Genomic DNA, 18,163 nt, shown 5'->3' with positions numbered 1-18,163 from the left:
CCCTCTTTCAGCAAGCCGGGTGCCAAACGTGGTCGAGAGACTAAGCAATTGTGATATAAAAGAATTTTATGGACGCCGGCCGTGTCCGGGTGCGGCGGTCGCGCCACAGGTGTCGCAGCCAGACGCCACACCTGTGGCGCCCCCTGTGGCGCAGGCTGTGGGCCGTTCGCGCGGCGGCGTGAAGGGAAGCGGGCTTGCGGAGGGGCCGGTTCGGCGCGACACTCCGGCAAAACAAGAACGGTCTCGGGAGGATCGTCCATGCGTGAGGAACAGGCCGCACACATCGACGAGTTGGTGCGGGCCGCGACCGGCCGTGCCACCCGCCGCGATAGTGTCATCGAGCAATCCTGGCGGCGCTGCATGAGCGAGCACCGGCTCGACCCGGAAGTCTTGCGCGAGCCGTGCATCGTGTCGCGTTCACTGCTGCGCGAGCATCAGGACGCGATGGATGAATTTCTCCACACCGCCCGCTTCGGCGTCGAGACGCTCTACCGGGAGGTGGCCGGTCTCGGCTACGTGCTGCTCCTCACCGACGCCAAGGGCATCACCGTCGATTTCATCGGCGATCCGACCTTCGACAACAACCTGATGCGGGCCGGGCTCTATCTCGGGGCCGATTGGAACGAGCCGAACGCCGGCACCTGCGCCGTCGGCACCTGCATCGCCACCGGCGAGGCGCTTGTGGTGCATCAGAGCGATCATTTCGATGCCACCCACATCCCGCTGACCTGCACCGCCGCGCCGGTCTACGGGCCCGAGGGCGACCTCGCCGCGATCCTCGACATCTCCGCCCTTCGCTCGCCGGAGCCGAAGGAAAGCCAGTTCCTCGCGCTCCAGCTCGTCAAGTCGTTCGCCCACAAGATCGAGATCGCGAACCTGCTCAATCGCTTCCGGCATGATTGGATCCTGAAGCTGTCGGCTTCGCCCGAGTTCGCCGACGTCGATCCGACCTATGTGCTGGCGGTCGACGGATCGGAACGCATCCTCGGCTTCAACAATCAGGCGCGGCGGCTGATGATCCGGGAGCTGGAGCGACGGCCGGCCTCTGGGCTCGGCCGGCCCCTCGTCGGGCGGCGGCTCTCGGAATTCTTCGAGATCGATATCGACGAACTGCCCCGCTTCAGCCCCGCCCGCCCCGCGGGTCAGCGGATGCTCAAGCTTGCGGTGAGCGGAACGCCGCTGTTCGCACAGGCCCTGCCGCCGCCGAGCCGCTCCGTCCTCGCGCCGGCGGGCGCGGCGATGCCGGACCTGCCGAAGCCGCTTCAGGCCCTCCATCGCGGGGATGCGGCGATGGCGCGGGTCGTCGGCCGCGCCGCGAAACTCGTCAACACCCAGATGAGCCTGCTCATCTGCGGCGAGACGGGCACCGGCAAGGAACACCTCGCCAAGGCGATCCATGCCGCGAGCGCCCGCGCCGCCAAGCCGTTCGTGGCAGTGAACTGCGCCGCCCTGCCGGAATCCCTCATCGAGGGGGAATTGTTCGGCTACGAGCCGGGTGCCTTCACCGGGGCGGCTGCCCGCGGCAAGAAGGGCTTGGTGCTCGAGGCCGAAGGCGGCACGCTGTTCCTCGACGAGATCGGCGACATGCCGCTCGGCCTTCAGACGCGGCTGTTGCGGGTGCTGGCGGAGCGCGAGGTGACCCCGCTCGGCCGGTCCCGTCCCGTTCCGGTCAACATCCGCGTGATCGCCGCGACACACCGCGATCTGGTCGAGGCGGTGAAGGCGGGGCGCTTCCGCGAGGACCTCTACTTCCGCCTGAGCGGCGCGGTGTTCGAACTGCCGCCCTTGCGCGAGCGAGCCGATTTCGAGTGGCTGGTCGGGCGGCTCGCCACGGAGCGGGCGCGCCTCGCCGGGCGGGACGTCGCCTTGTCGCCCGCCGCCGTCGGCGTTCTCGGCGACCATTCCTGGCCCGGCAACATCCGCGAACTCGTCAACGCCCTCGATTATGCCTGCGCCGTCGCGACGGACGGCGTGATCCGGGTCGACGACCTACCTGACGGCATCCTTGCGGGCCATCGGCTCTCGCCGCGTCCGACAGCCCGCGCGGCGCTCGCCGGGGCGGCTCCGGCTCCGGCTGTACTGCCGTTCCATCCGTCGGGCCCGACCGACCCCGGCGCCGCAGGTCCGGGTGCGGGGTTCGAGCAGCCGTCACCCCGCAGATCGGAGCGATGGGGCGAGGACCTTCGTGCCGAGCGGGCGATGCTGATCCAGTCTCTCACGGCGCGGCGGTGGAATGTCTCGGCGACTGCGCGCGATCTCGGCCTCGATCGCACCACTGTTCATCGCCGCATGCGGCGCCTCGGCATCATCCCCCGCGGTTCGGCGGGGCCGATCCGACAGCCCATTGAGACGCCTCCAGACCGGATGTCCGGCGGATGACGCCTCTTCGCACCGCGGCGTAGTAGACGCCCTCGCTCTGCGTTCAGCGTGCATGTGTTGCGTGCCGCGAGGAGAGGGCGTTGAGGAAAGACTGGATCGGCGGGATCATCCTGGTCATCGCGACGTCGGCTTCGGCCCTCCCGTCCTGGGCCGATGCGCCCGGCTTCGTCGTCGCGAACGTGAACCTTCGGGCGGGGCCGGGGACACAATTCCCGCCGGTCGCACTCGTGCCGGCGGGCAGCCCAGTTACGATGTACGGATGCACCGCCGGCTACGCCTGGTGCGACGTCTCCTGGGGACCGAGCCGCGGTTGGATGGCCCAGCGCTATCTGCGGCTCGCTTATCAGAACACGCAGGCTCCGGTGCCGGGCTTCGCCGCTGTCGTCGGCCTCCCGATCGTGACGTTTGAAATCGGGCCTTATTGGAACGCCTACTATGCCGGCCAGCCCTGGTTCGGCAACCTCTGGCAATATGGAGGCGGCCCCGGTCCGGGTGGAGGGCCGGCCGGACCGGGCGGTTGGGGCGGTGGCGGTCCAGGGGGCTGGGGTGGCGGTGGCGGTGGCCCGGGTGGCCCGGGTGGCTGGGGCGGGGGCCCGTAAATCGCCCTTTGTCTTCGCGCTAGCCGCCTTTCAGCCGCAGCATGATGGTCGCGAGCGGTGGCAGAGTCAGGTCCACGCTGAACGGGTGGCCGTGACGTTCGGCCTCGCGCGCCTCGGCGCCACCGCCGTTGCCGAGGTTCGAGCCGCCATAGATCTCGGCATCGGAATTGAAGATTTCCTCCCACCATCCGCCTTGCGGCACGCCGATCCGGTAGCCCTGGCGGGGCAGCGGCGTCATGTTGGCGACGACGAGTACCGGTGCGCCGTCAGGTGCCGAGCGCAGGAAGGCGTAGACCGAGGCGTCGGCATCGTCGGCGACGACCCAATCGAAGCCGTCCGGGGCATCGTCGCGCGCGTGCAGGGCACGCTCCCGCCGATAGACGCGGTTGAGGTCGCGCAGCGCGCGCTGAACCCCTTGTGCGCAGGCTTGTCCAAGAGATCCCAGTGGATCGCCGAGTCGTGGTTCCACTCCGCCCATTGGGCGATCTCGCCGCCCATGAAGATCAGCTTGCGGCCCGGGAAGCTCCACATGAAGCTCAGATAGGCGCGCAGGTTGGCGAACTTCTGCCAGTCGTCCCCCGGCATCTTGCGGATCAGCGAGCCCTTCCCGTAGACGACTTCGTCGTGGGACAGCGGCAGCACGAAATGTTCGGAATAAGCGTAGATCATGCCGAAGGTGAGGGCGTGGTGGTGCCAGCGCCGAAAGATCGGATCGAGCTCCATGTAGCCGAGCGTGTCGTGCATCCAGCCCATGTTCCATTTGAGCGTGAAGCCGAGCCCGCCTTCGCTCACCGGCGCCGTCACCTTGGGCCAGGCGGTCGATTCCTCGGCGATGGTCAGGGCGCCGGGGCAGCGCTCCGGGATCATCGAGTTCAGGTGCTTGAAGAACTCGATGGCCTCGAGGTTCTCCCGCCCGCCGTACACGTTCGGAATCCAAGCGTCCGCGGCGCGGCTGTAGTCGCGGTAAAGCATCGAGGCGACCGCGTCGACGCGGATGCCGTCGACATGGTAGCGCTCCAGCCATTCGAAGGCGCTCGCGATGAGAAAGCCGCGCACTTCGTTGCGGCCGAGATTGTAGATCAGGGTGTTCCAGTCCTGGTGGAAGCCTTCGCGCGGGTCTTCGTGCTCGTAGAGCGCGGTGCCGTCGAAGCGGGCGAGACCGAAGACGTCGGTCGGAAAATGCGCCGGCACCCAATCGAGGATCACGCCGATCTCGGCGGCGTGGCAGCGATCGACGAACGCCGCGAAATCGTCCGGCGGGCCGAAGCGGCCGGTCGGCGCGAAGAGGCCGAGCGGCTGATAGCCCCAAGAGCCGCCGAACGGATGCTCCATGATCGGCATCAGCTCGAGATGGGTGAAGCCCATGTCGCGGACATAAGGGATGAGGCGGTCGCCGAGGGCGTTCCAGTTGAGGAAGCCGCCGTCTTCGGCGCGGAACCACGAGCCGGCGTGGACCTCGTAGATCGCCATCGGCTGGTCGAGCCCCTGGCGGCGTGGACGGTCCGTCATCCAGCCTTCGTCGGTCCAGGGGAACGGCTCGGCCGGTGCGACGATCGAGGCCGTCGCGGGCGCCGCCTCGCTCGCGCGGGCGACCGGGTCCGCCTTTTGCGGCAGCAGCGCGCCGTCGGGCGCGATCAATTCGAACTTGTACCGCTCGCCGGGGCCGAGGCGGGGCACGAAGAGCTCCCAGACGCCCGCCTCTTGGCGCAGCCGCATCGGATGGCGCCGGCCGTCCCAGGTATTGAAGTCGCCGACGACGGAGACGCGACGGGCGTTGGGGCCCACACGGCGAAGCGGACGCCCCGGACACCGTCGATGCTCATGGGCCGGGCGCCGAGACATTGTCCGAGTTCGTAATGCGTTCCCTGCGAAATCAGATGGAGGTCGAGCGGACCGAGCAGCATGCCGAAGGCGTAGGGGTCCTCCGTCTCCTGGATGGTCTCGTCCCAGAGGATGCGCAGCCGGTAAGGGCTTGGCCCGACCCGGCCGGCGAAAATGCCCGCAGGATGGACGCGGGCGAGCCGTCCGAGCGCCGCACCGTCTTCCGCGGCGACGATTTCGATGCCGTTCGCGCCGGGCGCGATGGCACGGACGACGCGGGTGCCGTCCACCATATGGGGACCGAGCACGGCGAACGGGTCGCCGTGGCGCCCCTGCGCGAGCGCTTCGAGGGCGGCCGGATCGAGGCCGAGAGCGGGATCGAGAGCATCCATCAGCGGGTCTGCCTTTCGGGGCTGGTGATCCGTTCGACGAGCGTCGCAAGCCCGCGCAACGGCACCGGCAGCCATTTCGGACGGTTGGACGCTTCGTAGGCGATCTCGTAGGCGGCCTTTTCGAGAAGCATCAGATCGAGCAGCGGGCTGCGGGCCGGGTGGACGCCGCCGCCCGCCTCATAGCCGCGCAGGAAGCGGCCTGCCGCGCAGTCGCGGAAATGGGCGAGCAACGCCTTCTGCCGCTCGGCCTGGCCGAGGTGGGTCGCCGGTTCGTTGCTGTCGGCCGTCGGGGCCGCGCCGGTGAACGAGGCGGCGGCATAATCGATCGAGCGGAGCAGGCCCGCGACGTCTTTGAGCGGCGTTTCCTTGCGGCGGCGCTCGGCGACGGGGCGGGCCGGCTCGCCTTCGAAGTCGATGATGAAGGCGTCGCCCTGCGCCACCAACACCTGGCCGAGGTGGAAATCGCCGTGGACGCGGGTGAGCGCCGCCCCGCGACCCGTCTCGGCGAGCTTGCCGATCCGGGACAACAGCGCCTGGCGCTTCCCCTGAAGCGCATCGATCATCCCGTGGCAGTTCGTATCGATGGCGTCGCGGTTGGCCGCGAGGGCATCGAACGCCGCCTCCATCTGGGCGCGGACGGAGGAGCCCCAGCGCTCCACGGTCCCGGCATCCGCTTCCTCTGGCGCGAAGTCGGGGTCGTCGCTCGGCAGAGCGAGCGCGGCGTGCAATTCCCCGAGCCGCTTGCCGAGCTTGCGAAAGAACGCCTCGAGGGACGCGAACACGCCGTCGTGTTCATGATCGCCCTCACCGGCGAGGACCGCCTCTTCGAGCGTGCGCCGCAGATTGTCGAGTACCCACGTCCAGGCATCGCCCTGGTTGCGGATGACGCTCTGGATGATCATCAGCGTCTGCGGCGTGCCGTCGGCGGCGGTGCGCACCACCTCACCCAGGAGCGATGCAGTGTGGTCGTACCCGATTGCGGTCAGGTGGCGCGTCATCTCGGCTTCGGGATGGATGCCGCCGGAAACGCGGCGGACGAGCTTCACCATGGCGATCTGCTCGACGAGCAGCGAGGAGTTCGATTGCTCGGCCGAGAGCCAATTGATCCCGGCGGAGGCATAATCCTTGATGGTCTCGAAGGCCGGCGTCGGTTCGAAGCGCACCGTGCCGTCGGCGGTCTCGATCGCCAGCCGGGTCTTGAGGCCGTCCAGGACGGCGCGTGCGAACGGCTCCACCGCGAAGGCGTCCGTGAGGAATCCGACGCGCCGGCCGCGCCGGACGCGGGCGAGAGCGAGCTGTTGCGGCAGCGGCGAGGAGGTCTGCTCGTCCCAGGCGATGCCGAGCGGCAGCAGGTAGCGTTCCTTTCTTCCGCCGACCCCGACCTCCGTCTCGCCGATCAGCACATCGGCGGCACCGGGGAGAGGCTCGGCATAGGCGATCCGTGTGTCCTCGATCGCCTCGTTCTTGGCGGCGAACCAGCGGCGCCGCGAGAGATAAGCGGGGAGAATGTCGCGAGCGACCAGCTTCGCGATGTCCCCACTCAGGATCTCGCGGATGTCGCGGCGCAGCACGAGGGTGGTCAGGTCCGGCATCTGCTCCGGCGGCGCCTGCCGCCAGGACGGCGCGTCCGTATCGGCCTTCAGCTCGAACCAATAGAAACCGTAGGGCGGCAGGGTGAGGAGGTAGGTCAGCCGGCCGATCGGCGGGAACGCCGACGGTCCGGTCATCTCCACCGGCACCATGCCGTCGAAGGCGGAGAGGTCGAGCTCGACCGCCTGCGGCGAGCGCGACAGGTTGGCGACGCAGAGGATCTTCTCGTCCTCATATTCGCGCAGATAGGCGAGCACGCGGCGATTGGTGGGATAAAGGAAGCGCAGGGAGCCGCGGCCGAAAGCCTGATGGTTGCGCCGCAGGAAGAGCATCCGCCGCATCCAGTTCAGCAGCGAATGCGGGTCGCTCGCCTGCGCCTCGACGTTGACGCTGTCGTAGCCATAGAGCGGCCCCATGATCGGCGGCAGCACCATGCGCACCGGATCGGCCCGAGAGAAGCCGCCGTTGCGATCGGCCGACCATTGCATCGGCGTGCGCACCCCGTCGCGGTCGCCGAGATAGATGTTGTCACCCATGCCGATCTCGTCGCCGTAATAGAGTACCGGCGTGCCGGGCATCGAGAGCAGCAGCCCGTTCATCAGCTCGATGCGGCGACGGTCGCGCTCGAGGAGCGGTGCGAGACGACGGCGGATGCCGAGATTGATCCGGGCGCGGCGGTCGGCGGCGTAGAATTTCCAGAGATAGTCCCGCTCTGCGTCGGTCACCATCTCGAGGGTGAGCTCGTCGTGATTGCGCAGAAAGATCGCCCACTGACAGCCGTCCGGGATATCCGGCGTCTGCTTCATGATGTCGGTCACGGGAAATCGGTCCTCCCGCGCGATCGCCATGTACATGCGTGGCATCAGCGGAAAGTGGAAGGCCATGTGGCATTCGTCGCCCTGGCCGAAATATTCCTGCGTGTCCTCCGGCCACTGATTGGCCTCGGCCAGCAGCATGCGGTTTTTGTATTCGGCGTCGAGGGTGGCGCGGATCTTCTTCAGAACCGTGTGGGTCTCGGGCAGGTTCTCGTTGTTGGTGCCCTCGCGCTCGACGAGATAGGGGATCGCGTCGAGTCGCAGCCCGTCGACGCCGATGTCGAGCCAGAACCGCATCACGCTCAGTACGGCCTTGAGGACTTGTGGATTGTCGAAGTTGAGGTCGGGCTGGTGGGAATAGAAGCGGTGCCAGAAGTAGGCGTTGGCGACCGGATCCCAGGTCCAGTTCGATTTCTCGGTGTCGACGAAGATGATGCGGGTGTCGAGATAGCGCTGGTCGGTGTCGGACCAGACATAGAAATCCCGGGCATTGGAGCCGGGCTTGGCGCGCCGCGCCTTCTGGAACCAGGGATGCTGGTCCGAGGTGTGGTTGATGACGAGTTCGGTGATGACGCGCAGGCCGCGCTCGTGGGCGGCGCGCACGAAATGGCGCAGATCGGCGAGTGTCCCGTAATCGGGATGGACGTCGCGATATTCGGCGATGTCGTAGCCGTCGTCCTTGCGCGGCGAGGGATAGAACGGCAGCAGCCACACCGCATTGACGCCGAGGCTCGCGATATAATCGAGTTTTTCGTTCAGGCCTGCGAAGTCGCCGATGCCGTCGCCGTTGGCGTCGTAGAACGACTTGATGTGAAGCTGGTAGATGATGGCGTCGCGATACCACGACGGATCGTCGGGCAGTGTCTGCTTCGCTTTGCGAGCAGTCGACTTGCGGCGCTCTTCGGCCTTCTGAAGCATGCTCAAAGGTCCTTGGGTCCGACGACGCGCCAGATGAAGAAGGGATAGGCGGTCGGGTCGAGACGGATGTGCTGGTACTTGCCGCGCACCGTGAAACGGGCGCCGCTCATGGCGTCTTCGATGGCGAGCGATCCGTGGTCCGGCCGCTTCCAGCGCCAGAGCGGCAGCTCGACGTCGGCCTCCTGCGGATCGGTCGGGTCGAGGCAGATCGCGACGTAGAGGACGTTATCGCGCTCCGGCGTGGCGCGCTCGAACCACAGGATCTTGTCGCCGGAGGCCTCCAGGAACGTCGTGCCGAGATGGGAATGCAGCGCCGGGTTCGCCTCGCGGATGGCGTTCAGGCGAGTGATCTCGGCAACGATGTTGCCGGGCCGGTCCCAGTCCCAGGCGCGGATCTCGTATTTCTCGCTGTCGAGATATTCCTTGCGGGTGCGGTCCGGCCGTCCCTCGCAGAGTTCGAACCCGTTATAGACGCCCCAGAGGCCCGATAGGGTCGCCGCGAGGGCTGCGCGGATGAGGAAGGCCGGGCGCGGCGCGTCCTGCAGGAAGTCGGGATTGATGTCCGGCGTGTTGACGAAGAAGTGGGGCCGGAAGAACTCCTTCGGCGCCGTCGTCGTCAGCTCCTCGATATAATCGGTGAGCTCCGCCTTCGTGTTGCGCCACGTGAAGTAGGTGTAGCTCTGGGAGAACCCGACCTCGGCGAGGCGATACATCAGCTTTGGCCGGGTGAACGCCTCGGCGAGGAAGACGACGTCGGGATGGCGCCCGCGCACGTCGGCGATCATCCAGGCCCAGAACGGCAGCGGCTTGGTGTGCGGGTTGTCGACGCGGAACAGGCGGATGCCGTGGCCGATCCAGAACAGGACGATGTCGCGCAGCGCGTTCCACAAGCCCGGCACGGCGCCCGGCGCATAGAAATCGACGTTGACGATGTCCTCGTATTTCTTCGGCGGGTTCTCCGCATAGCGGATCGTCCCGTCCGGCCGCCAATCGAACCATTCCGGGTGTTCTTTCAGCCACGGATGGTCGGGCGAACATTGGATGGCGAAATCGATCGCGATCTCGATGCCGTATCCCTTCGCGGCCTGGATCAGCCGGTGGAAGGCGTCGAAGCCGCCGAGTTCGGGGTGGAGGGCGTCGTGACCGCCCTCGTTGGAGCCGATGGCGTACGGGCTACCGGGATCGTTCGGCCCGGCCTTCAGCGCATTGTTGCGCCCCTTGCGGTTCGTCCGCCCGATCGGATGGATCGGCGGGAAGTAGAGGACGTCGAAGCCCATGTCGCGGATCGCCGGAAGGCGGGCGATCACGTCGTCGAAGGTGCCGTGGCGGTCGGCATCGCCGCTCGCCGAGCGGGGAAAGAGCTCGTACCAGCTCGCGAATGCGGCGGTGCGGCGCTCGGCATCGACGAAGAAGGGCGGATCGACCCGGTTGCGGAAACTGCGCGGATCCGCCTCCGCCATCGCGCGCGCCGTTTCCGGCGCGAGGAGAAGTGCGAGCCGCCCGGACTCGTCGGCCGCGGCGAACCGGTCGAGGAGGGTGGTCAGGGTTTCGTGAGGCTCTGGCGTGTCGAGATGCTCGGCCGCCTCGGCGCGCTCGGCGATCAGGCGCCGGCCTTCCTCGAGCTCGAGCGGGATCGGCATGCCGGCCGCGTGCTTCTTGTCGATCTCCGATCGGAAGGTCGCGAAGACGTCCGGCCAGGCCTCGATGGTGAAGACGTGGCGCCCGAGGCGTTCGAGGGGAAAGTCGGCCCTCCAGCGGTCGTTCGCCTGGAGCCGCATCGGCACCTCGCGCCAGCGGTTCTCGTCGGCCGGCCGCCAGAGCAGCGCGGCCGACAGGAGACCGTGGCCGTCGACGACGATGTCGGCCTCGACCCGCACCACGTCGCCGACGACGCGCCGCACCGGAAAAGGTCCGCTCGCGACGGGGGTGACGTTCTCGATCGCGACGCGCGGCGATTGAGCGGCGATGTCGGCGGAGGGGCCGGACGGCGCCGTGATCGGGGCCGTCGCGCGGCCTTCAAGAAGCAATACCTCGCCGGGCGCGAGGCGCACGCGGTCTTCCGCCGCGATGATCCGTTCCGGGCTTTCGAGATCGCGGAACGGCCCGTAGGCGCCGGCCTCGCGGGTGAACGCCACCGCGGCGATTTCGGCGGCGCGGTCGAGCGCGGTGTTGGCGAGGACGAGCCGCGCTTGTGTATCGTCGGTCCGCAGCAGCGCCGCGATCGCGCTGTCGGGGGCGCTGAGACGCACCGCCTCCTGGCTGGGAGCACCCTCCGCCGCGACGAGCCTGTTGATCGCCGCGATGTCCCGCGTGAGGTCGATGTCCGAACGGCGCACGGGATTGTACCGCACGGTGGAAAGCGGGCGGCGTTCGCCGAACTCGAAGCCGGCCGGGATGAGCAAACCGTCACCGAGGGCGGCCGCAAGGCGCAGTGCGTGGCGCGCTTTGCGTTCCGCCACCTCGCTCGGCATCAGATCCTGGACCACGCGGGGGCCGAACGGCGCCTCGGGATAATAGAGGACGCGAGGATCGCGATCGTTGCGGCGAGGAGCGGCGCCAACGCGCCCGACAGGACGCAGGATGGCATCGACGAGACCCCGATGAGGAAGAGCGCCATCCGTCCCTTCCCAGGCGAGCAGGGTCGGATGGCCGGCCCAGTCGCGGACCGTGGCTGCGAGCGTTCCGATCGCCTCGCCCTGCATGGCGCCGGTTCCGCGGAGCACGAGGCCCACGAGCCCGGTGCGGCCGAGGGCCGCCACCCAATCGGCGACGATCGCCGCGGTCTCAGGCCGCTCCCAGGCAATCGCCACGGCGGCGCGGGTCTCCGGCGGCAGTCGCGGGTCCGTCGCATCGCCGTCACGTCGTGACGCTTGCGCGCCGAGTAGGACTGCCCAGGGGCCGTCTGCGACTCGGTCGAAAGCGATGTCGAGGAGTAAACCGAGGCCGCGCTCGTGCGCCGCTGCGCTGAGGCGCCCCAGAACGTCTTCGGAGGAATGGTCGCCGAGGGCCGGGTGCGCCCGCTCGACGTCCCCGATCAGAAAGAGTTCGCCCGTCGGGCCCGGGCGGAACGGCGAGGCGAGCACCAGCGCGTCGAAATCCATCGCAGCGCAATGGTCGAGCAGACGCTCGGGCCCGCCGGTGACACCAAGAAAGAACGGTGTCACATAATATAAGCGTGTATATCCGGCCGATCCGCGCGGCATATCGCTGATGCCGCTCGTATAAGTCGAGAGGATATTTCGCTGGTCGTCGTACACCATACGTATCATCCGGCGATGAGGCGCACGGATCGCTGGATTTCGCGATTCCGAACTGGGAGTTCATGCTGGGTTCAACGTGAAAGAGGGGCTCGGGTTCCGCTTCGCATGCAAGGGGGAACGGCGACGACGGCCGCGGCGGGCGGTCATCATTTGAGCGCATACGGGGATTTATGGTTTACGGGCCGTTAACCGGGGAATCCCCAGGGCCTCGGGAACATTACGGAAAAATCATGTACGGGAAAGTTCAGCGTAAAGTCGCGGACGTTATAGAGTGCCCCACGGCAGACCCAGCTCGGAAGCGCCTCCTATGAATTCGATTCGTCCCTCCGCCTATGTGCAGCCTTCGGTCCGGACCAGCGCCGCGGACTTCGCCGGCCGGTCGGACCCGCGCGGTGGTGCGGATCTCCACGATGTCTTCGCCCGTCTCGGCGCGTACATGAACGCCTGCATTCTCGGCCAGCCGGAGTTCGTCGATCGGCTGCTGATCGCGGTGATCGCCGACGGCCATCTGCTCGTCGAGGGCGCGCCCGGTCTCGCCAAGACCAAGGCGGTGAAGGCGCTGTCGAAGGCGATCCGTTGCGACGACCAGCGCATCCAATTCACCCCGGACCTGCTGCCCTCCGATCTGACCGGTACCGACATCTATCGCCCGGAGGACGGCAGCTTCCGCTTCCAGGCCGGCCCGATCTTCCACAATCTGGTGCTGGCGGACGAGATCAACCGCGCGCCGGCCAAGGTGCAGGCGGCGCTCCTCGAAGCCATGGCCGAGCGTCAGGTCACCGTCGGTGGGGTCACCTATGCCCTGCCCGAATTCTTCCTCGTCATGGCGACCCAGAACCCGATCGAGCAGGAGGGCACCTATGCGCTTCCCGAGGCTCAGCTCGACCGCTTCCTCCTGCACGTGAAGATCGGCTATCCCGACCTTGCCGCCGAGCGCGAGATTCTGCGGCTGGTGCGCGGCGAGGCCCAGGGCGAGGTGGTGCCGTTCGGAGAGCCGGTGGCGCAGGAGACGATCTTCGCCGCCCGCCGTGCCGCGCTTTCGACCTACATGTCGGAGGCGGTCGAGGAATATATCCTCCAGCTCGTGTTCGCGACCCGTCTGCCCGAGCATTACGGCAAGGACCTCGCCGGCACCGTCTCGTTCGGCGCGAGCCCGCGCGGCACCATCGCGCTCGATCGCTGCGCCCGTGCCCACGCCTGGCTGCACGGCCGCGATTTCGTGGTGCCGGAGGATGTCCAAGCGATTGCGAAGGACGTGCTGCGCCACCGCGTGCTGCTCACCTTCGAGGCCGAGGCCGACGGGCTCAACGCCGATCATTTCCTCGACCTTCTCCTCGGCCGCGTGCCGGTGGGCTGAGCGGCGGATCGAGTTTCGAGCAGGAACGAGGCGGCCGGAACGTCCGACGTTCGGGCCAGCAGGCGCTCTCGGGGACGTTTGCGATGACGGATTTTTCTGGCGATGATTTCTACGGGATCGTCGCGCGGCTCGACGAGCTGATCGCGGCCCGTCCCGGCGGCCCCGCGTCCGGCTTCGCGGCCGGCACCAAGGTGCGCACGCAGCAATACGGCACCTATCGCTCGGTGTTCCGCGGCCGCGGCATGGAGTTCGACGAAGCGCGCGCCTACCAGCCGGGCGATGATATCCGCTCGATCGATTGGCGGGTGACGGCGCGCACCGGCCGTGTCCACACCAAGCTGTTCCACGAGGAGCGCGAGCGTCCGGTTCTGATCGTGCTCGACGCGCGGTCCGCGATGCGGTTCGGCACGCGCGACACCTTCAAGTCCGTGCTCGCCGCCAAGTGTGCGGCGATCCTGACCTGGATCGCCATCGAGGGCGGCGACCGCGTCGGCGGCCTCGTCGTCGCGCCGTCGGGCATTCGCATGAGCCCGCCGCAACGCAGCCGCGCCCGCACCCTCGGCTTCGTCAAGGCGATGGCGGACGCGACCCAGGAAGGTTTCGGCCGCGAGCCGCCGAATGTCGAGCCGTCGCTCACCGACGCGCTTGCCCGCATCCGCCGATCGATCCGCTCCGGCACGCTCGTGTTCGTCGTCAGCGATTTCCACGATTTCGACGAGCGCACCGCGCGCGAGCTGACCCGTCTGTCGCTCCATGCGCCGGTGACGAACGTGTTCATTTTCGACGGGCTCGAAGCGGAGGCGCCGCAGCGCGGCCAGTACCGCGTCAGCGACGGGCGTGCCGTTGCCGCGCTCAACGCCGACAGCCGCGCCGTCCGCGATGCTTACGCGGTCCGCTTCGCCACGCGGCGCGCCGCCGTCGAGACGGTGTGCCGCCAGCGGGGCATGACCTTCCTGCCGATCCAGACCGGGCAGGACCCTGGCGATCTGCTGCATCCGGAGCGGTTGCAGCGCGCCGGCGCCGCCGCGCGGAGGGCTGCCGCATGACGACGCCCGCCGCCGCCCCGGCCGCACTCGCGCCGATGACCGGCGTGCCTGCGTCGGCCGCGCCCGCCGGGGCCGACCCGCTCGCCGGGCTGCACGATATCCATTTGCCGCAGCCGGTGCCGTTCTGGCCGCCGGCACCGGGCTGGTGGATTCTCGCCGGCCTGATCGTGCTCGCCCTCATCGCGGCGGCGATCTACGAATGGCGCCGGCGTCAGACCCTCGGCTACCGGGCCTTGCGGGCGCTGGAGGCGATCGAGAAGGATTCCGAGCATTATCGCGATGCCCACGCCGCCGCGGCGGCGTCCGCCCTGCTGATCCGCCGCATCGTGGTGACGCGGTTCGGCCGCGAGCGGCTTGCCGGCCTCACCGGCGATCGCTGGCAGACCTTCCTCAGCGAGGGCAAGAACGGTCTGCCGGCGGAGGTCAGCCGGCTCGTCGCGGTGGCGGCCTATGCGCCGCCGGGTGGGGCCGGGGTGTCGGTCGAGCGCGCAACGGTGTTCGAGGCCGTGCGCGGCTGGATCCGGGGGAACGCATGATCGAGTTCCAATGGCTATGGGCGTTCGTGCTCCTCCCCCTGCCGCTCGTCGTCCGCTTCCTCGCGCCGCCGGCGCGTAAGACGCGGGCGGGTGCACTGCGGGTGCCGTTTTTTGCCGAGCTCGGCCCGAACGTCGCCTCGGCGGGCGCGCTGCGCCGGCGCAGCCTCCTCAAGATCGTCACCCTGAGCCTGATCTGGGCGCTCCTCGTCACGGCCGCCGCGCGGCCGGCCTTCGTCGGCAATCCGGTGCCGATCCCCGTCGAGGGACGCGATCTGACGCTCGCGATCGACCTCTCCGGCTCGATGGCCCGCCAGGACTTCTCCCACGACGGCCAGACGACGGACCGCCTCTCGGTCATCAAGGCGGTCGCCGACGACTTCATCTCCCGCCGCAAGGGCGACCGCATCGGCCTCATCCTGTTCGGCAGCCGCGCCTACGTGCAGACGCCGCTGACCTTCGACCGCCACGTGGTGCGTCAGTTGCTCGACGAGGCGACGATCGGGCTCGCCGGCCCGGAGACCGCGATCGGCGACGCCATCGGTCTTGCGGTGAAGATGCTGCGCGACCGCCCGGCCGACGAGCGCGTGATGGTGCTCCTGACCGACGGTGCGAGCAATTCCGGCACGCTGGACCCGCTCCAGGCCGCCGAACTTGCCCGGCAGGAGCACGTCAAGATCTACACGATCGGTGTCGGCGCCGACAGCATGGAGGTGGACGGCACCTTCGGGAAGCAGATCGTCAACCCGTCCGAGGATCTCGACGAGGAAGCGCTGACCAAGATCGCCGCGATGACCGGCGGGCGCTATTTCCGCGCCCGCGACGTCGCCGGCCTCGCCCAGATCTACAGCGACATCGATCGTCTCGAGCCGGTCGCCGGCGAGCCGCTCTACCTGCACCCGACGATCTCCCTGTTCCAATGGCCGCTCGGCGCCGCCTTGGCTCTCAGCATGGCGCTCGGCGCGGCACTGCTCTGGCCGGCCGCGCTCGGCCTGCCGGCCCGCGGCGGCAAGCCCGTCGCCACGGGCAATAAGCGCGCTGGCGCGAAATCCGCGACCGGTGGCGACGAGCCCCGCGATCCCTTCGAAGGAGTGGTCGCATGAACCTCGCCGACTTCCACTTCCTGCGCCCCGAATGGCTCCTCGCCATCCTTCCCGGCGTGGCGCTCGCCGTGTTCGCGTGGCGGCGGATCGGTTCGGGACCAAGCAACTGGCGCGCCGTCGTCGATCAGCATCTCTTGAAGCACCTCGTCCTCGCCGACCATTCCAAGGCGCGGAAATGGCCCGTCGCAGTGCTCGCGGGCGGCTGGATCCTGGCGGCGCTCGCGATGGCGGGTCCGACCTGGGAGCGGCTGCCGACCCCGGCGCTCGACCGGCTCGACCCGACCGTCATCGTGATGAGCCTCGCCCAGTCGATGAATGCGACCGACCAGTCGCCGAGCCGCCTCGCCCGGGCGCGCCACAAGGCCGAGGATATCCTCTCCCGCATGCGCGGGGGACAGGTCGGGCTCGTCGTCTATGCCGACGCGCCGTTCGTCGCCGCACCGCTCACGGAAGACGGCAAGGTCATCACCCAGATGATGCCCGAGCTGTCCACCAACCTGATGCCGGTCTTCAACGACCGCCCGGACCTTGCGATCGCCCGGGCGACGGAGCTCCTCAAGAATGCCGAGGCTCCTTCCGGCCGCATCGTGCTCCTGACCGACGGCACCGGCGAGAAGCCGGAACTCACCCTCGAGGCGGCGAAGGCCGCAGCCAAGGCCGGCTACAGCGTCAACGTCATCGGCGTCGGCACGGACGCCGGGGCGACCTACCTCGCTTTTGACGGTACCCCGGTCCAAGGCGCCGACGGCAAGCGGCTGACGACGCGGCTCAACGAGGCCGGCTTGAAGAGCCTCGCCGCGGCGGGCGACGGCCGCTTTTCGGTGCTGACCCCCGGCGACGGCGATCTCGATACGGTGCTCGCCGCCTCGGCCAACCCGGTTGCCGGTGGACCGCTCAAGGATTCCGGCCTCAAGGCGGACGATTGGCGCGATATGGGGCCGTGGCTCGTGCTCGTCCTTCTCGCGCTCGCGCCGATCGCCTTCCGGCGCGGATGGATCGCGGTCGCCCTGATCGCGGTGCCGCTCTCGAGTGGCCTCATCGCGCCCGCCGCCCGGGCGCAAGATGCCCAGCAGGAGAACACGGCCGCCCCGGCGACGCCGCCGTCGGCCGAGCCGGCGTCCGCGACCGGCAGCGCGGCGAGTGCATGGCGGAACCTCTGGAAGACGCCCGACCAGCAGGCCGCCGACGCCTTCACGAAGGGCGAGTACGGCGTCGCCTCCCAGCAATTCCAGGATCCGGCGTGGCAGGCGAGCGCGCTCTACAAGAAGGGCGACTACGCCAAGGCGGCGTCCGCCTTCAAGGCCGGTCCGGACCCCGATTACAACCGCGGCAACGCGCTCGCCAAGGCGGGCGAGCTCGAAGACGCGGTCAAAGCCTATGACGCGGCGCTCAAGGTCGACCCGGCCAATGCCGACGCCAAGTTCAACCGCGATCTGGTGCAGAAGCTGATCGACCAGAAGAAGCAGGAAGAGCAGCAGAAGCAGCAGCAGGACGACCAGAAGCAGCAATCGAAATCCGACGACCAGAAGAAGAACGATCAGAAGAACCAGCAGGGCGGCGGCCAGGGGCAGCAGCAATCCGGCAAGGGCGGCGGTCAGAAGGACAAGCCGTCGGATCAGAACGAGGCCTCGGGCCAGGGCCAGGACAAGAGCCAGTCGGGCCAGGGTGGCCAATCCGGGCAGGATCAGGCGTCTCAGTCTCCGAAATCCCAGGGCCAGGATCAGAAGAACGGGTCTCAAAAGCCCGATCAGCAGGATCAGGCGTCCGAGAAGCAGGGCGATCAGCAGGCCGGGGCCGGTCAGGACAAGTCGCAGGATCAGGCCGACGCCTCCGCGAAGTCGGATCAGGGCCAGCAGGGCAACGATCAGCAGGGCCAGCAGGCCCAGGCGGGGCAGGACCAGCAGGGACAACAAGACCCGCAGGGACAACAGAACCAGCCGGCGAAGCCCGATCAGGGCCAGGCCGGCGGCGGTTCGCAGGCCGGGCAGGATCAGCAGGGCCAGCAGAACGCATCCGGTGGTGGCTCCGACAACACGGCGCCGCAGCCGCCCGACCCCGCGACCGCGGCCGCCCAGGCGGCGCAGCAGCAGGGCGACCAGGCGGCGCTGAAGCAGGCGCTGGACCAAGCGATCGCCAACCGGGCCAAGCAGGGTCAGCCGGCGCAGAACGGCGAGCCCGCCAAGGCGGCGGTCGCCACCCAGCAGCCGATGACCGAGCAGGACCAGAACCGCGAGCAGATGCTGCGCATGGTGCCGGACGATCCGACCGGCCTGCTGCGCGCCCGCATCATGAGCCATTATGCGCGCATGGGGTTCTCGGGATGAACGGGGGTCTCGGGATGACGAGGAAC

Annotated in this window: 9 protein-coding genes and 1 pseudogene; 7 read left to right on the top strand and 3 right to left on the bottom strand. The window is 68.5% G+C overall.

Translation table 11 applies throughout. The annotated features are described in order from the left end of the window. Positions 1–258: 258 nt before the first annotated feature. Both F0357_RS20530 and F0357_RS20525 read left to right on the top strand, forming a co-directional pair. Positions 259–2,379, top strand: coding sequence for a sigma-54-dependent Fis family transcriptional regulator (locus tag F0357_RS20530; RefSeq protein ID WP_153489000.1), 2,121 nt, complete (start codon positions 259–261; stop codon positions 2,377–2,379). 80 nt (positions 2,380–2,459) lie between these two features. Then, positions 2,460–2,978: an SH3 domain-containing protein gene (locus F0357_RS20525; RefSeq protein ID WP_153488997.1), complete on the top strand. Its 519-nt coding sequence runs from the start codon at positions 2,460–2,462 to the stop codon at positions 2,976–2,978. A gap of 19 nt (positions 2,979–2,997) precedes the next feature. Here F0357_RS20525 and glgB read toward each other — a convergent pair. From glgB to F0357_RS20510, 3 genes and pseudogenes are all read right to left on the bottom strand, one after another. Beyond that, positions 2,998–5,191 (bottom strand): annotated as a pseudogene (gene glgB / locus F0357_RS20520) (1,4-alpha-glucan branching protein GlgB). Further along, on the bottom strand, positions 5,191–8,514 hold the full coding sequence (gene treS, locus F0357_RS20515; protein WP_153488995.1) for a maltose alpha-D-glucosyltransferase: 3,324 nt from the start codon (positions 8,512–8,514) through the stop codon (positions 5,191–5,193). The pseudogene glgB and the gene treS overlap by 1 nt, the downstream one beginning before the upstream one ends. Before the next feature lie 2 nt (positions 8,515–8,516). Beyond that, positions 8,517–11,678, bottom strand: coding sequence for a maltotransferase domain-containing protein (locus F0357_RS20510; RefSeq protein WP_312861764.1), 3,162 nt, complete (start codon positions 11,676–11,678; stop codon positions 8,517–8,519). Positions 11,679–12,210: 532 nt separating this feature from the next. Between F0357_RS20510 and F0357_RS20505 the strand changes: the two genes are divergently transcribed. The 5 genes from F0357_RS20505 (at position 12,211) to F0357_RS20485 (ending at position 18,137) form a co-directional block, all read left to right on the top strand. Then, positions 12,211–13,131, top strand: a complete 921-nt coding sequence (locus F0357_RS20505) for an AAA family ATPase (protein ID WP_208948573.1) — start codon at positions 12,211–12,213, stop codon at positions 13,129–13,131. Positions 13,132–13,214: 83 nt separating this feature from the next. Next, positions 13,215–14,177 carry a DUF58 domain-containing protein gene (locus F0357_RS20500; RefSeq protein WP_153488987.1) on the top strand — a complete coding sequence of 321 codons (963 nt, stop codon included), beginning with the start codon at positions 13,215–13,217 and terminating at the stop codon, positions 14,175–14,177. After that, positions 14,174–14,713: a DUF4381 domain-containing protein gene (locus tag F0357_RS20495; RefSeq protein WP_153488983.1), complete on the top strand. Its 540-nt coding sequence runs from the start codon at positions 14,174–14,176 to the stop codon at positions 14,711–14,713. The genes F0357_RS20500 and F0357_RS20495 overlap by 4 nt, the downstream gene beginning before the upstream one ends. After that, complete coding sequence (locus F0357_RS20490) at positions 14,710–15,813, top strand: vWA domain-containing protein (protein ID WP_153488979.1); 1,104 nt, start codon at positions 14,710–14,712, stop codon at positions 15,811–15,813. Before F0357_RS20495 ends, F0357_RS20490 begins: the two co-directional genes overlap by 4 nt. Further along, positions 15,810–18,137, top strand: coding sequence for a VWA domain-containing protein (locus F0357_RS20485; protein WP_153488976.1), 2,328 nt, complete (start codon positions 15,810–15,812; stop codon positions 18,135–18,137). The genes F0357_RS20490 and F0357_RS20485 overlap by 4 nt, the downstream gene beginning before the upstream one ends. Positions 18,138–18,163 lie beyond the last annotated feature (26 nt).

Source organism: Segnochrobactrum spirostomi (genome assembly GCF_009600605.1).
GTDB lineage: Bacteria > Pseudomonadota > Alphaproteobacteria > Rhizobiales > Segnochrobactraceae > Segnochrobactrum > Segnochrobactrum spirostomi.
The sequence above is the reverse complement of the archived record's forward strand: the minus strand, read 5'-3'. Positions and strand labels throughout refer to the sequence as shown.

Bases quoted from the DNA above. Each gene is read 5' to 3' on its own strand.
- F0357_RS20530 (WP_153489000.1), top strand. From the start codon at position 259: ATGCGTGAGGAACAGGCCGCACACATCGACGAGTTGGTGCGGGCCGCG.
- treS (WP_153488995.1), bottom strand. From the start codon at position 8,514: ATGCTTCAGAAGGCCGAAGAGCGCCGCAAGTCGACTGCTCGCAAAGCG.
- F0357_RS20505 (WP_208948573.1), top strand. From the start codon at position 12,211: ATGAACGCCTGCATTCTCGGCCAGCCGGAGTTCGTCGATCGGCTGCTG.
- F0357_RS20500 (WP_153488987.1), top strand. From the start codon at position 13,215: ATGACGGATTTTTCTGGCGATGATTTCTACGGGATCGTCGCGCGGCTC.
- F0357_RS20495 (WP_153488983.1), top strand. From the start codon at position 14,174: ATGACGACGCCCGCCGCCGCCCCGGCCGCACTCGCGCCGATGACCGGC.
- F0357_RS20490 (WP_153488979.1), top strand. From the start codon at position 14,710: ATGATCGAGTTCCAATGGCTATGGGCGTTCGTGCTCCTCCCCCTGCCG.
- F0357_RS20485 (WP_153488976.1), top strand. From the start codon at position 15,810: ATGAACCTCGCCGACTTCCACTTCCTGCGCCCCGAATGGCTCCTCGCC.